Origin of the sequence: Candidatus Pseudoscillospira sp. SGI.172 (genome assembly GCF_050313575.1) — a bacterium.
Lineage (GTDB): Bacteria > Bacillota > Clostridia > Oscillospirales > Oscillospiraceae > Vermiculatibacterium.
Genome location: NZ_JBNPLQ010000021.1, coordinates 1 through 14185, shown reverse-complemented (window position 1 = coordinate 14185; position 14185 = coordinate 1). Strand labels below are relative to the sequence as shown.

At 51.0% G+C, this 14185-nt stretch carries 13 protein-coding genes and 1 pseudogene; 2 read left to right on the top strand and 12 right to left on the bottom strand.

Features of this window, described 5'->3' with window-relative positions; all coding sequences use genetic code 11:
• Positions 1–60: 60 nt before the first annotated feature.
• From ACQRD3_RS09020 to ACQRD3_RS09010, 3 genes are all read right to left on the bottom strand, one after another.
• Positions 61–417, bottom strand: coding sequence for a hypothetical protein (locus ACQRD3_RS09020; RefSeq protein WP_278904257.1), 357 nt, complete (start codon positions 415–417; stop codon positions 61–63).
• Between the two features lie 113 nt (positions 418–530).
• Entirely contained in the window at positions 531–1241 is a 711-nt protein-coding gene (locus tag ACQRD3_RS09015; RefSeq protein ID WP_427781086.1) for a DUF4367 domain-containing protein, read from the bottom strand.
• Positions 1238–1756, bottom strand: coding sequence for an RNA polymerase sigma factor (locus tag ACQRD3_RS09010; RefSeq protein ID WP_278904260.1), 519 nt, complete (start codon positions 1754–1756; stop codon positions 1238–1240). Before ACQRD3_RS09010 ends, ACQRD3_RS09015 begins: the two co-directional genes overlap by 4 nt.
• A gap of 162 nt (positions 1757–1918) precedes the next feature.
• Between ACQRD3_RS09010 and ACQRD3_RS09005 the strand changes: the two genes are divergently transcribed.
• Positions 1919–2953, top strand: coding sequence for an IS110 family transposase (locus tag ACQRD3_RS09005; RefSeq protein WP_278904262.1), 1035 nt, complete (start codon positions 1919–1921; stop codon positions 2951–2953).
• Positions 2954–3016: 63 nt separating this feature from the next.
• Positions 3017–3373: a helix-turn-helix domain-containing protein gene (locus ACQRD3_RS09000; RefSeq protein WP_278904264.1), complete on the top strand. Its 357-nt coding sequence runs from the start codon at positions 3017–3019 to the stop codon at positions 3371–3373.
• 62 nt (positions 3374–3435) lie between these two features.
• Here the strand turns inward: ACQRD3_RS09000 and ACQRD3_RS08995 are convergent, their stop codons facing one another.
• From ACQRD3_RS08995 to ACQRD3_RS08955, 9 genes and pseudogenes are all read right to left on the bottom strand, one after another.
• Positions 3436–4710 carry a hypothetical protein gene (locus ACQRD3_RS08995; RefSeq protein ID WP_343121040.1) on the bottom strand — a complete coding sequence of 425 codons (1275 nt, stop codon included), beginning with the start codon at positions 4708–4710 and terminating at the stop codon, positions 3436–3438.
• A 1-nt stretch (position 4711) separates the two neighbouring features.
• Positions 4712–5275 (bottom strand): hypothetical protein, encoded by a 564-nt coding sequence (locus ACQRD3_RS08990; protein WP_427781083.1) that lies wholly within the window; start codon positions 5273–5275, stop codon positions 4712–4714.
• 15 nt (positions 5276–5290) lie between these two features.
• Entirely contained in the window at positions 5291–6304 is a 1014-nt protein-coding gene (locus ACQRD3_RS08985; RefSeq protein WP_278904270.1) for a replication initiator protein A, read from the bottom strand.
• A gap of 84 nt (positions 6305–6388) precedes the next feature.
• Positions 6389–7381, bottom strand: coding sequence for a Fic family protein (locus ACQRD3_RS08980; RefSeq protein ID WP_278904271.1), 993 nt, complete (start codon positions 7379–7381; stop codon positions 6389–6391).
• Positions 7382–7682: 301 nt separating this feature from the next.
• Positions 7683–9899 (bottom strand): VirD4-like conjugal transfer protein, CD1115 family, encoded by a 2217-nt coding sequence (locus tag ACQRD3_RS08975; RefSeq protein WP_278904273.1) that lies wholly within the window; start codon positions 9897–9899, stop codon positions 7683–7685.
• Positions 9847–10974, bottom strand: a complete 1128-nt coding sequence (locus tag ACQRD3_RS08970) for a hypothetical protein (protein ID WP_343121038.1) — start codon at positions 10972–10974, stop codon at positions 9847–9849. Before ACQRD3_RS08970 ends, ACQRD3_RS08975 begins: the two co-directional genes overlap by 53 nt.
• Positions 10975–11275: 301 nt before the next feature.
• Positions 11276–11959 carry a hypothetical protein gene (locus ACQRD3_RS08965; protein ID WP_321067705.1) on the bottom strand — a complete coding sequence of 228 codons (684 nt, stop codon included), beginning with the start codon at positions 11957–11959 and terminating at the stop codon, positions 11276–11278.
• The gene (locus ACQRD3_RS08960; RefSeq protein ID WP_321067704.1) at positions 11952–13931 is read right to left on the bottom strand and encodes a hypothetical protein; all 1980 of its coding nucleotides are present in this window, start codon (positions 13929–13931) and stop codon (positions 11952–11954) included. Before ACQRD3_RS08960 ends, ACQRD3_RS08965 begins: the two co-directional genes overlap by 8 nt.
• 4 nt (positions 13932–13935) lie before the next feature.
• A pseudogene (locus tag ACQRD3_RS08955) lies at positions 13936–14185 on the bottom strand (hypothetical protein); the annotation flags it as partial.

Genomic DNA, 14185 nt, shown 5'->3' with positions numbered 1-14185 from the left:
GGTAGTTTCATGGGATTGTGAAGAATGGGCCACACTTTTGTTTCTATCCTGTCGCGCCCGTTACGGGCAGGTGTTTGTGACGGAGACGGAGGGCTTGGCTACTCCATTCACAGAATAGCTTAAGGTCAATGTGTACTTCTTACCGCTCTTGACAGCATGTTGGCCGGAGACAAAGACCGACCCGGTTCCCGACCCGCTCCAAGAGTCTACATAGGTACTCCCCTGATTGAGCGTCAGCGTTGCAGAAATTTTGTCTTTGGTGTTTGCGCCTTTGCAATCCACATAGCAACTTGCGGTTGTCCTGCTAAAGGATAGGGTAGGGCGGTTGTTAATAGCCCATGGCTGTGCCGCCTGAACGGAAATTGGCAGCGCCAGCAACAACATCAGTACCGTCAGGGCAAAAATGCGCTTTTTCATCAAAATACACCTCCTCTCTGCGTTGGGCAAGGCATTCGTTTTTGCCTTTGCCCTATTAACGCTTCGAGGAGGTGCATTTCTTACATAATTTCTGAAATTTTTCAGAAAACCACTCATTTTGTCGACTTCACCAAAACCATGCTCTCCGCTATGTGCAAAAGAGCGGATTCATCAATAAAAGCGTCTATTGTAAATTGAATGTTCGCGCCTGAATCAATCCAAGTGAGCGTGTTGTCGTCCTGCGAATCAAGTGACAAGAAAATTTGACCGTCAAAGCCGTTGACTGTGATATCCCGCACCTCCCCACCTTCTGTTAAAATGTCAAGCACGGAACCCTGCTGCATGAAAGAATAAGAGAACCACAGCCACTGACCTAGCTCATTTTTGTAGCTCACGCGGAAATATTCCGGCGTTTCAATCCGTGCGGTTTCCACATAGTCATCTGGCAGCTCAGTGAGTTCATATCGGGGCAGTTCACCGGAAATTTTCTCTCCGGAATAGCGATAGAGAATGTGCGTCTCGTACCACTCTGTCACCCAATTGATTACAGCAGCGCGTACGGTGGGACTGACCGCCATCAGTGTTCCAAACGCCAAAGAACACGCCAAGAAGATTACCGCCGCAGTCTGCATACATTTTTTCCAAAGAGGGCGAACATGGCGCTTTGCCCACCTCTGCGGATTTGCAACCATAGCCTTCATCTGTTTCTGAAAATGAAAAGATACAACGACTGGTTTTATATCAGATAATTCCACGGAAAATTCTTTGGCTGCAGCATCCAATAGAATATCCCGTAAGGTGATATCCTCTGCAGATTTTATCATACGGCATATCCCGCCTCTCTTAGTTTTTGTATCAGCAATGTTCGCCCTCTGTGAATTCGCGTATTAACTGTAGCCTCGGTTAAATTTAGCATTTGGGCAATTTGCTGTGAGGTGCATTCTTCTACAAAACGCAACTCAAGAACTGCCCGATAGGTTTCAGGTAATCTATGGATAACTTCTATGATCGACGCGACATCGTCATCTTCCGTTTCCTTATAGGGCAAGGTTTCATCGAATGGCAACTCCTGTCGACGCTTTCGCAGGATGGAGATAGATTCGTTCTTTACTATAATGACGAGATAGGCTCCTCTTTTCTTACAAGGAATATCCTGAACTTTAGAAAAATTTTGCACCACCTTCAGCCATGCGTTTTGCACGGCGTCCTCTGCAGCAGATGGGTCGTTGGGAAAATAACGTTGGCTAACCTTCAACATAGCGTTTCCATACTCATGATATAAACCTAAAAATACCTGCCGTTCTGCATCAGTTTCCAACATAGATAAGAAAATCAGCATATGACTTTCCCCCTTTTTGTGAACCTCTCTCTAAAAAGTCAAGACTCTTTTAGACAATATGTAATGACCTCGCATTTGTAGGAACGTGGATTTATCTGTATAATATGGATGCGAAACCAAGTACGTACAGGAATTACCGCATACAAATGGAGGTCATTACAAATGAATTATAGCACACTTTTCGTGGGAATGGATGTCCATAAAGAAACTTTTACGCTTTGCTGCTACGACATGGAACATGACAAGGTGTTTCACACTCAGAAAGTGGAGTCAGACTACATGCTGGTCCTCAAATACCTGAATGCTGTGCGGAGCAGCGTAGGACAAGATGTGCAATTTGTATGCGGTTATGAGGCAGGCTGCATTGAGTACACTCTATATCGCCAACTAACGCGGTATGGGGTCAATTGCGTCATTTTGGCTCCAACCACAATGATGAAGACAGCCGGAAAGAAAACCATAAAGACCGATAAGCGGGATGCTGCCAATATCGCAAAGTGCCTGGCTTACCACACTTATAGCCCGGTACATATACCCACGGAGCAAGATGAACAGGTTAAGGAATATCTCAGGATGCGGGATGACCACAAGCTGGCGCTGAAGAAGGTAAAGCAGCAGATTCTGGCGTTCTGCCTGCGGCATGGATTTACTTACACGGGTTCAAAGAATCATTGGACTGCCGCTCACATTGCATGGTTGAAAGCCTTAAAGCCAGAAGGATTGTATGGTGAGATTTTGTCGGAGTATCTACTGACCTATCAGACACTTTCTGACAAGCTGGAGCGTTTGGATGCCCGCATCGAGGAATTGGCGGCAGATCCAGCTTATTTCAAAGCTGTAAAAAAGCTTTGCTGCTTCCTTGGGATCAAAACGCACGCCGCTCTATCTACCATTGTTGAAGTGGGGGATTTCCAGCGTTTTTCTTCAGCGGAGAGATTCTCATCTTATTTGGGTTTGGTTCCCGGAGAAAGTTCCAGTGGTGAATCTCAAACCAGACTCGGCATTACAAAGGCCGGAAACTGCCATGTCAGGACCTTGCTTATAGAAACTGCCCAATGTTTCGGAAGGGGACAAATTGGGCATAAATCCGTTGCGTTAAAAAAGCGGCAGGAAGGAAACACTCCGGAAGTAATTGCATGCAATACAGTCTTTCGCGCACCTTTTCTCTGTTTGCAGCGAAGCAAACATGATTTCTGATTTCACCTAACATGAACCGAAATGCTTTGATACACCTGGTATACTGGAGGCAGGAGGTGGAGTATGTATAGCATAAATGAATTTGTAGGGTTATTGGTCAGGCAGGCGCGTGAAGAAAGAGGATGGGAGCAGCAGTATCTGGCAGAAGAGATCAACATTGACATCCGCACACTGCGTAAAATCGAAGATGGAAAAACAGATATTCCGTTTGATATATTAAATGCGCTGATCCATCTGCTTGAAATCTCACCGAAAATTTTGTTCTATGCTGAGCGCACGGATGGCGGCATTCAAATGGACAAGATGTTCCGTCAGTTGCTGAAGTTCTCCCCTGAGAACATTCAAATGATTTGCGAGTCAGCTCGCTACATCCGGGAGTGGAAGGACACCTATGGTTCCGACTGCCCAACAGAGTCGTAATAAACGCAAAAAGAGATCCCTGTGCCGGCGTAAATACCAGCTCAGGGATCTCTCTTGCTTTCTCACCACTTATTCATGATCTTGCCGTACATCTGGAGCTTTTCATTTTCGTAGCGCTGTACGATCAGCATGACGTGCTCACCAACCATGAAGTCAGCGTCCTCATGCTGATAGGAGTAGTTGCACATACAGACCACACCATCAGGCAGATTACAGAATACGCCGCCGCCATACTTGCCGGAGATCACCGCAAGACGCCGGGAGCCGACGGGATGGCGCTGCTCTGCACCGAAGAAGGGATTGACCTCCGTTTCTTTGATGGAGATCTCCAGCTTATCGTTATCCGGGTCGAACATCTTCACAATACAGTCGATCTCCATGCCAGGGTGGTATTCATTCCGCAAGTCAGGAATAGAGGCGTAGCGCATCTCCCGCTGGGTAATATCCAGATCATGTCCATAGCAGTCTACCAGACAGCGCCTCGGCCCTACGGCCAACATCCGGCACTTGACACGGGCGCCGATACTGCGCAGATCCTCCCTGTGGGCAAAGAAATACCGCTGGCTGCGGTTGGCAAGCCGGCGGGAACCAATGGCGAAGTTTCCTTCACGCTCCACCTTGATGATAATAAGGTCAACAGTTGCTCCAACCATGTTCTGAAGCACATAGTCGGGCCGTTCTTCGCCCTCCTCCCACATTTCCGATGCGGGGATCACAATGCGCACACGGTACGGCACTACGATGGCGCAGTACATGGTTTTCTTTTCCCGCTCTTCCGTCTTAGGGTTCCAGACATAGATGGAAAGGGGGTCTACGCCGATGATGGTTCCGGTGATAGCGCTGCGGCCACGGTAAGATGCGTAGATGGTGTTCCATTCCTGCCGTTCCTCTGGGGTAAGGTTGCGGTCCAGGTCATGAAACTTCAGTTCATAGAACTTCTGCCGATCGCTCTTGGAGGGTTTCGGCGGCGCAGGTGTTTCGGCTTCTGGCTCAGCGCTCTTTTGTTCCTCTTGGAAACCCCAGTCGCTTTCCTCTGCGGAGGGGACGTGATCCGGTGGGGCCGCCTCCTCCAAAGTATCAACACCGTACTTTTCGGCAGGCTCCGGCTCTTTTCCTGTATCCTGCATTTCGACGGGCACCGGGGTCTCATCAGCGCCGGCTTCCTCTGCGGTGGGCATTTCGATGGAGAGAGGCGGCGTGGGATCGATCCCTGTGGTAGCCTCGGGCACATCGCCCGGGGGCATCCCGGCCTCAGTCAGAGGGGTATCCTGCGGAGCAGGTTCCTCGGCGGCAGCGGTCACATTGACTTCTTCGGGATTGGTCTTTTTTCTTGCCATGTTAGTTTACCTCCTGATTTTGATTTCTTTCAGACTCCAAAGAGCCATAAAAGCGATGTGTTCCGGCTTCCTGACGGGCTGCAAAGAAATGGTGTCGGGGTAGCGCGATCCCGCTCGTGTTGGCATCGTCGGAGATCCAAATGATCCTTTCACCCTTCATGCGAGGTGTTGCAGCGATGCGGCCGGAAATGTCCAGCCAAGCAACGCTGAACAGGAAATTGAGCATGTCTCCGCTGCCCGAAAACCGAAGCAGGAAGGGATCTTGGAGCCGGTCACAGGAATAAAACGCCGGAGCATTTTCTGTCAGCTCCAGCATAATATCGATGGCCTCCAGATAGTGCGCTGAAATTTCCCGACGGCCATAAAACACAAGGTCCTGCTGAATGAAAATGCTGTTACTGGCCATGCGCAGCTGACGGAGCATAACGTCCATACGGTGTTCACTGATCTCTATCCCCTGGGACATGTAGTGCTCCCGTACCATGGCATGGAGTTGGTACACACGCAGGTATTTCAGCTGCTTAAGCACGCCGAGGATGTACTTTTGCTGATTGGTCAGCATCATGTTCTCTCACCCCCCTCATGCACTGGAGCAGATGGTGTTGAGATACGGGTCAATGATCAGATCGCTCTCACTCTCGGCAATACAGTTGAACAGCACTGCCATAGTGTAGGCGGTGCTGTTTTTCACACTACGGTCCTTGTTTGCGTGGAGCTTGCTCTCTGCATCCCGTAAAATCATTCCATCCAGCCGCTTGAGCTTTGCCCGAACACGGCATTGCGGCAGTGTAGCGTTCCCAATGCGGAAACTGTCGGCATAAAAAAGCCGCTCGATGGCGTTTTCAAACACCAGAGCGGTCTCAGGCTCAAAGCAGTAAAGCTCACAGCCTTCCAAAATATCCAAAAGTTCCTCTTCTGCTTCTTCGTCAGTCAGTCCGTCCCGCGCTCGCGTGCTGACAGACTGACTGACTTCAATATGACTCAAATCAGTATTTCTTTTTTCTTTCTTACTTGGCGTCGGTTTCTGCGGTTCTGGAAGCTCAGCAGCTGCGTTTCTTGAAACACCGTTTCCGTGGTTCTTGGACTGCGGCTTCTGCGGTTCTTGTTTTCCCGCAGGAGCATCCGAAGCGGCAAGGCCCTCAAAATCGGCGGTTCTTGAACCGCAATCTTCAGCCCGGTCTTCTGGCACGAAAGGAGTGCAGGAGTAGTCCGGGTCCTCAATGGGAGTAACCCGGGCAAGATAGATCTGGTTGGCGTCACCTCGACCGCAGCGCTTCTCCCACACCAGCTTCAGTTCAACCAGTTTCTTAAATGCAGCTGTGACACGCTGCTCACAGATACGAAGTTCTTTGGCCAGCGCCTTGCGAGGGAAAATCACGAAGACCTCTCCATATTCATTGACCCAGCCATTTCTGCGGGAGAGCTGAAAGCGGTTTAGTAGGAACGTGTAGGCCACTTTAGCATCCAGGCTCATTTCGCAGTAGCGGGGATCAGAAAACAGCCAGCGGGGCATCTGCATATGGTAAATGCTTTGCACATCGGTTTGGCACATCAGTTGGAACGTTGGACGCTCCTTCATTTTCGCAGCCCTCATAATGGGTCTTCCTCCTTAAAATTGGCATAAGAAAAGCACCTATCACACGTTTGTGATAGATGCTCATCTTATCTTACAATTTGGTCAGGTTTTTACATATCTCTGATTCCTGCTATTGGGTTTATCTGGGATGGTCATACGAATCAACCCCATATCCAGCGCCGGGCGCAGGTAATTTCTGCGAAAGCCCTCTCTTGAATGCAGGCCCAGCCTCTCCATCAGTGCGTTTGCAGTGTAGGGAATATCATATTCCATTGATGCAAGCAGTTTTTTGATATACTCGGTAAACTGCTCGTTATCATCCGCAATTTGAAGCCCAATGTCATCCAGCACCTTGTCGATCTGTGAGAGCATAAATTCGATAAAGTGGGTGGATGCACCGTCCACATGGCACTTCGCAATGGCATCGTAGTATTCACTCTGGAACTTTTCAATCTGGCTCTCAATGGGGATATATTCAAAAACCGGGTTCCATTTTGCGAGGATCGCCGTGTGCCACAGTCTTGCCATTCTTCCGTTCCCATCTGAAAATGGATGGATGAATACAAACTCATAGTGAAATACACTGCTGAGAATCAGAGGATGGATACTGCTGTCGGATCGTTTCATCCACCCAAACAATTCATCCATCAACTGCGGAACCAGCCTTGCCGGCGGCGCCATAAAGATGCACTGATCTCCATTAAAGACGCCTTCCTCGCCCCGGCGAAACTCACCGGACTCCTCTACGATATATTTTGTCATAATACCGTGGAATTTCTTTAGATCCCGAATGCTGTAGGGATCGATCTCTGATAGGCGCTCGTAGGCAGCGTAGGCATTTTTGACTTCCTGGATCTCCTGCTGCTCTCCAAGCACCATCTTACCGTTGATCACATCTCGGACCTGGCCGAGGGAAAGGGAGTTTGCCTCGATCCGCAAGGAAGAATGAATAGAGCGTATGCGGTTGTTCTTTCTCAGATGCGGCTTGGTCTCCAGACTGCTCGTTGCCGTGATTCGACCGACTTTTTCTGAGATGGAGGACACATAGGATACGATCTCGTTGGTAATTGTAAAGGGCGGCGTATAGGCTCCCACGAAAAGCACCTCCATAACTTGCGTATTATCTTGCGTACTATCTTCCCTTATTATACATAAGAGCAATAAAAAAATCAACACCATTGGCATGCGATAGATGTCAAAACTAAGAATTCATTGACTTTTCCGTGGTCGGTGAGTAGAATAGCTTTTGGTGATAAGATGATGGATGAAAAAGAATTGCAAATCGAAACGCAGGAGGAACAAGACATCGAACCCCTGCTCGGACAAATCAGCTTTGAAGAGCTGATAGCTGAATTAAGACTCTAAACTCTAGCGGAGGCCCGAAAGGCCTCCGTTTTTATATTCCCCGGCCTGGCGGAATGCGGGATGGATCATCCAGCTCCTCCAGTTCAGGATCGTCGCTTCCAATGATGGCGCTGCGGGTCATCTCCACAAGTCCAATGTCCTCCGGTGCGGAGGACTTCATAGACGGGATCTCATAAATGCAGCTTGTGCCGGAATCCTGCTTTTGCGTTGGGCTCTTTACTGCCCCCACAGTTTTCTGCTCCTCCTGAAAGCTACTTCTTCTTTCCTGCATGATGGCTTGCTCAGCGGGCTCCGGCTGCGCAGCCCGTGAGTCGACATTTTGTTTTGCAGCCGGACGCCGTTCCTTTTCAGCTTCCTCCCGTTTCTTCCAGTCGGGGATGTAATCGAACACGCTGCACTTGTGTAGGCTCTTATACTCTGGCAGTTCTTCCAGCATCACTTTGTAGAGCTGCGTCGGCTTATAGTGGTTGAACATGACTACACACTTATACCGATCCAGCCTCAGAAACTCATCTGCCTGCAGCAGGTCACGCTGGGTATTGCTTCGGGTCTGTGAATAGGGACGGGTCGAGCTATAAACGGGAGAAAACAGCGGCATCAAGGGGAACTGGTTGTTGGTAACTGAAATGGTGACCTTTCCGCACTTTTCCGCAAAATACTTGGCGCTGGTTAAATCGTTGCAGCCCATGTAGATCGTCTGGTCGAAGGAGGCCAGCTGATTTTCCCATTCCATGCCGGGATACTTTTCCTTCCACTGGGACAGGGACTGTACCGCCAACTGCACCGACATATTAAAGCCACGAATGGAATTGAACACATCGGAGATGCCGTCCATGTAGCCGATATTCAAATACTCTTCCAGGCAGAAATTGGTCAGTACCGGAAGACGTCCGCCATGAAGGCGGGCATAGTCGGAAAGCCGGGGAAAGGTCAGCGAGAAGAACAGGGAACTGAGAAAGCGATAGGTGCTGTCCTGCGCGGAAATGATGACAAAGTAGGCACAGGGTTTCTGCCCGGGCAGCAGCAGGTCCACATCGTGGTTGCGTGTGATTTTATCTACCAAGGGGTCCTGAAAGATTGCAAGCCGGTTGCCAAGGCCGATGATAATATTGCCCCAGAGATTTTCCCTGGCCTTCAGGAACAGACCGTGAGGTCCCTTTGCCGGATGCTCCGGCGGAAGCTCTGTCAGAATACGGTTGATCTCATTGACGCTTTTGTAGGCAAGGATCTTATAGACGTCACCAAGGCTGCGCTGCTCGATAGGCAGCAGGTTGCCCTGGGCATCCTTCAAATTACAGACATAGTGGATGAGTGCCATGAGCAGGTTCAGCTCCGCACGGCTCCAGAAGTCGTCGGCCTCATTAGGCCCGGAGGTGTTCTGGATAATGGTGTTGGCCACGGTGGTCACAAGGTTGGGATTGGTGTCCAAATCGGCCAAACAGTTCCACCCATCCGAGTGGGCCATATCCAGAAAGTTGACCGCCTTCACGTAAAAGCCTCTTTCCCGAAAATACGGCGCAAGCATTTCAAACAGCTCGCCCTTCGGGTCGGTGGCAATGACCGACTCCAAATGGGCCTGTGCGCTGTCTCCGCCGCCAAGAGACATTCCACGGTAGCTTCTCTGGGCACAGCCCATGAGAAAGGGTATGATGAAGCCCCTGGACTTGTAAGAGCCAGGGGCGCCGATGCACAGTATGTTATTGTTCTCGCCGGGCTTCATACGGTGGGCCACATAAGTGGAGTATTTATCCGGGTCATTCGGGTGTGCCTTGATACGGCCCAGCAGCATACCGGTGACTTCCTGAGCACTTCCAAGTTCCAGGTGCTCGGCAAGCTCCTTTTTGGTGCTGAAACCGGAGGTGCCATGGGTACCGTCTGGAAGGATATCAAAGCCGCGGGGATCTCGGGTGAACTTGTAGCCGGAGAACCAGCTGTACCCCTTTTTTGTGATGAGGCAGACCAGCAGCAGGATAACCGCCGTCACGCCAAGACCGAAGGGCGTAAAGACCACGAATAGATTTTTGAACGGGTTAAACACCCAGATGCTCTCGATCACCTCTCCGGTGGTATTGAACACCGACGCCTTTCCCAGCTTCAAAGAGTTGAGAAACATTCCATAGAGGTACCACCCGAGAAGCCCCAGCACGATGTAGAGCGGAACACGGGCTCGGTTCCGTTCGTACCAACGGCCACATCTATTTGCGACCTTGTCTTCCAGTTTTTCCAGCAGTTTGGATAAGCGGGGCATCGACCACATCTCCTTTCTCCGTCAGATATTGCGTTCGAGGCGGAATGTAAAACGATGGAGGCCGCCCCAAAAGCTCGGTCAGGATACTGCCCGTCACCTTGTAGACAGTGGCAAGGCCGGTATCTTTATAGCGGGACAGAAGAACAGCGTCGCCCTGTCCGTCCAAGGCTGCCAGTGAAATCGGCAGACACTCCCTCTTTTTCGCAATTTTAATGGCGGCGTCGATTCGCCGCAGGTTCATGTCCACTCCAATAACAAAAGGGCGCCCCTTGTAAAGCGCGTCCCAGGCGGGGACATCTTTTGGCGGTGGCTGAAAGGCCGTTTTCAGCATGAGCCTTGAGAGCTTTGACCGGTAGTCAGGCGTGGCCATGATCTGGAGCTGCAGCGAGCCGGTTTGATCACAAGACAGCAGATGGATCGGATAAGTAAGGCTGCGGTAGGCTTCTCCATAGCTGATCAGCTTGGTGCCCTTTTTTTCATCACGCACCTTTAGTTCTTCAATCACATCACCATAGGTCTGCCCGGCAAAGATGAATGCCCTCTGGGTGTCCTTGCCAAAATTGGTGTGGTTATGGAAGGCAGCCAGCTCATCATTGATTGCCATACGGCCAATGCTCGGGCATACATAGTGAGTTGAATAATAAACACCACCCAAATGGGCAATCGCCCCAACTCGTGAACTGCCCCATGGATTGTGGCCTCGCCCCCTTGTGATCGCAGTGAGAAACAAGGCAGCACGGCCAGCCATGCTGCTTGCCGCCGTGGTAAATATATCAACGCCGGCAAAGTATGCTGTTAAGACAATCTGAGACAAACGCATACGGCGTTCGATAATTTCCTCACGATAGGAAATCGTCAGGTTAGGTACCGCGCCCTCTAAAACCACATGGAGAAACGCCTTACCGTTTGCTGTGATAGTCAGGGTATTGCTTTTTTCATGGAGTTTAATGAATCCCAGAGCAAGCAGGTTTTCCCGCTCTGCTTCCGTGGAGATGCTGCTCAAATCATCAGGCCGTATATTCTGACACCAGTAAAGCAGGCGCAGAACATCAATATCTCTCACGCTGAAGATCACACTAAAATCACCCCTCCCGGATTCCTGCGAACGCCGAAACCGTCCTTGCGCCGCTTCCGGCGCAAGAACAATTTCGGCGTCTTTTGCCGCCTCTATGTGAGGGCAATCTTATGCCCCCACATAGTAGTAAGGCCGGTATGTATTTTTTCAGCTTTAGTCACTTGGGAAAATTCACTTATATCAATGCTTTGAAGGGTCTCGACACCCATAAGGTGGCTGCCACACGGAACCCGGCCGCAACGAGCCGAAATTGGGGCAGAACCTTATGGGTGTTTTTGCAACTTTTTATCCATATAGGTCATCAGCACCAGTGGCCGGAATAGAAGTTTCCAAGGGCATAATCACTGGAATGGGCGGCAAAAAAATCGTGGGCATCCAACTGCGGGAGCAGTGTGATATGGCAGCACTCCTGCTCCTTGACCTTTGTAGAAAATAGAGCGACAGCGAGGGTGTACTGATCGTCGTCCGGAATCAGTCTTCCCTTGATGGCGTTACTGACAGCCTTCCATCCCTTATTGTCCTGGTCGAAAATGTGGCGTCCTTCTATGTCCGTGTGTTCGTCGATCACCAGCATGGCGTGGCGGTAAAACGGCAGCTTTTTTCCACAAGCCTCATAGCCGTCCAGGAGGCGTCTGATGGTATCGCTGAGCCAGTTGGGGCTCTGATACCGACAGTGGGGCAGCAGCGTATTCAAGGTGATATGGACCCAGCCATAGCCAATCTCCTCCACGCTCCCGGTCACATCCATAGCGGGTAAAAAGTTCTTTTTAGCAAAGCCTCCAACCCCCGGTGAATACTGCTCGCAAAGGCGCCGAAGTTCCAGCGCGGCGCGTTCAAACTGCTCCATGGTCTGCTCCAGCGTTTTTTGCAACTTGTTTGGATTCAACTGTCCGCCGTTGGCCAGCGCCACAAGAGAGCCGGTCTGACCGAATGCATTTCCGACCAACTCCTGAATACGGGTCATGTCCCGCTTCACATCATTCATTGGCATCCTCCATCCGTTTCACACGGAGGTCGGTGGGCGATGTGGTGATCGCCTCATATTCCTTTGGTGTGGTGTGGAAGGCCACCGGCACATGGTTATACCCGATACACAGCAAGCCTTCACCCCGGCGAAACCGGGTAATCTGCCGCACCTCTTCCTCGGACAAATTCAGCTTATTCTGAATGAGTCGGGCCTCCTGTTCCTCCATCTGCATAACCAGCTTGATCCGGCTGGCATCAAGAATGCCTTTTCCGTAGCTGCCGCCCTCCAAACTGAACAGGTCTTGCATTCCTTGCGTACTTGTCACCATAATCCCGCCTAGGCCGCGTACGGTTTTCACCATCTCCAGCACAAAGCCCGCAGCCTGCGGGTTGGCCGTGGCTCCTACAAGGCTCCATAGCTCGTCTGCCAGCAGTGCGGAGAGGTCGGTCTCACAGTTCATAATGAGGTCGTAGGCGATGCTGGTAGCCCAGAAGGTACCATCTGCGATCATGTCATCGGGCATACCGGACAGGTCCAGAACAATGTACTTGTTATCCAGATCAATGTCATTGCGGGATGCCATCGCTGAGGCGGAGCCGGTCACATAGCGCGAGAGCACCACGGCCAAATACCGGGTATCCGGGTCCTGATAGAGCACATCATACCAATCCGAGAGAATGGGCATGGTACGGAAATTGCCTTCCTCATCCACAATGGTACTGTTATCAAAGGTGATGCCGTACCGTTTATAGACTTCTACCAGAGAGGAGTCCAATCTGCTCTTGTCCTCTTCGCCCAGGTCCTTTTTCTTCAGAGAAAACCAGATGATGAGTTGCGCGATCTTATCGGCCAGCACAGAGTCATCACGGGCGGCAATGTTCTTGAGCTTGGCATAGGAGTCCAGAGATTTTCTCCGAATGGCCATGAGGTTGGGACAGTCCTTAGACGATGGTGACATTCGCAGGTACAACCCGCCCAGTTTCTCACAGAGAGGCCGGAACTCGTGTCCCTTCTTGGGCGCGATGATAATGACCCGTTTGCCCTGCTGCCGGAGCCGCCCGCCGAGACACTGGAGCGTGACCGTCTTACCCGCGCCGGTAGAGCCACCGATCCACCAGTTTCCGTTGGTGTATTTATAGTCATCATAGGGGTCCAGAAAGACCGGAGAACGATTGTAGAGGTTCAGGCCAAGAAAGATACCGTTGTGGTCGCTGAGCTCATAGGAGGCAAAAGGGAACGCCGCTGCCACGCCGGAGGTCAAGGCATTGCGCCGCGCCTTGCGCTCAATATCCGGGTCGAGGGCCAGAATGGGCAGAGATGACAGGAACGCCTGCTCGTTTTTGTAGTCGCAGCGCCGGGCGATCATATCAATGGATACGCATAGCTTCTCAACCTCCGTAACACGCTGCTCCAGTGTCTCCGGGTCAGGAGCTGTCACCTCAATAAGGGTGTGCATATAGTAGAAATCCTCGCCTTGACGGTTCATCACATCCTTCAGATACAGGCCGGAGTTGATGGCGCTGTCCAGCTCCTCATAGTCCTGGCGTGTATCACCGATATCCCGCATACGGGAGCGGTTGACCATGGTTGTCTGTGAGATTTTGGAGAGGATCTTATCCTTGGACTGGCGCTTGACCAGGAAATTTACGTTGATGCCTTCTCCGGCCTCTACCAACGGAGCCAGCCAACAGGAGCCAACTGTGGTGGTGTACCCGTAGCCCGTAACATAGAGATAGGTATGATAAATGCCGTCCACTACGATGTAGTCACGGCTTTTGGTGTCCACGGTGGTCGGGGACAAAATATCAAGAATCGTGGTGGAGCCAGCTTCCAGTTCTGTTAAGTCGGGTTTTTCTTCACCAAAAATCAGTGTCTTCAAAAAGGGCTGCTTTTCGCTTGCCTGCCCCTCTTTGCTCCGCTTCTCATTTTTGACCTTTGCCGGGGCGGACTTTGCCGCCGTTTTCTTCTTGGGGATCTTTTTCGTCTGCATTGTCTCACTCCTCATAAATGCCGTGTACAGCGGTAGTCATGTCAAATACCCCTTCGGGCAGCCGGACCCGCTGGCTGGTCTTCTTACTCAGGATCTCATACAGTAGATTGAGAATGAAGTTGTCGCAGTAGCGGGGTTCCAACACCTCCAGCTCACAGAGGTCCAGATACCGCCGGGCAGTGTCCGCCTCCTCGTTGAGCCGCTGTACGATGGCCTGCACGGTATTGCGCTTGGCTCGCATCCCAGCTTCATAC

Bases quoted from the DNA above. Each gene is read 5' to 3' on its own strand.
- ACQRD3_RS09020 (WP_278904257.1), bottom strand. From the start codon at position 417: ATGAAAAAGCGCATTTTTGCCCTGACGGTACTGATGTTGTTGCTGGCG.
- ACQRD3_RS09015 (WP_427781086.1), bottom strand. From the start codon at position 1,241: ATGATAAAATCTGCAGAGGATATCACCTTACGGGATATTCTATTGGAT.
- ACQRD3_RS09010 (WP_278904260.1), bottom strand. From the start codon at position 1,756: ATGCTGATTTTCTTATCTATGTTGGAAACTGATGCAGAACGGCAGGTA.
- ACQRD3_RS09005 (WP_278904262.1), top strand. From the start codon at position 1,919: ATGAATTATAGCACACTTTTCGTGGGAATGGATGTCCATAAAGAAACT.
- ACQRD3_RS09000 (WP_278904264.1), top strand. From the start codon at position 3,017: ATGTATAGCATAAATGAATTTGTAGGGTTATTGGTCAGGCAGGCGCGT.
- ACQRD3_RS08995 (WP_343121040.1), bottom strand. From the start codon at position 4,710: ATGGCAAGAAAAAAGACCAATCCCGAAGAAGTCAATGTGACCGCTGCC.
- ACQRD3_RS08990 (WP_427781083.1), bottom strand. From the start codon at position 5,275: ATGATGCTGACCAATCAGCAAAAGTACATCCTCGGCGTGCTTAAGCAG.
- ACQRD3_RS08985 (WP_278904270.1), bottom strand. From the start codon at position 6,304: ATGAGGGCTGCGAAAATGAAGGAGCGTCCAACGTTCCAACTGATGTGC.
- ACQRD3_RS08975 (WP_278904273.1), bottom strand. From the start codon at position 9,899: ATGCCCCGCTTATCCAAACTGCTGGAAAAACTGGAAGACAAGGTCGCA.
- ACQRD3_RS08965 (WP_321067705.1), bottom strand. From the start codon at position 11,959: ATGAATGATGTGAAGCGGGACATGACCCGTATTCAGGAGTTGGTCGGA.
- ACQRD3_RS08960 (WP_321067704.1), bottom strand. From the start codon at position 13,931: ATGCAGACGAAAAAGATCCCCAAGAAGAAAACGGCGGCAAAGTCCGCC.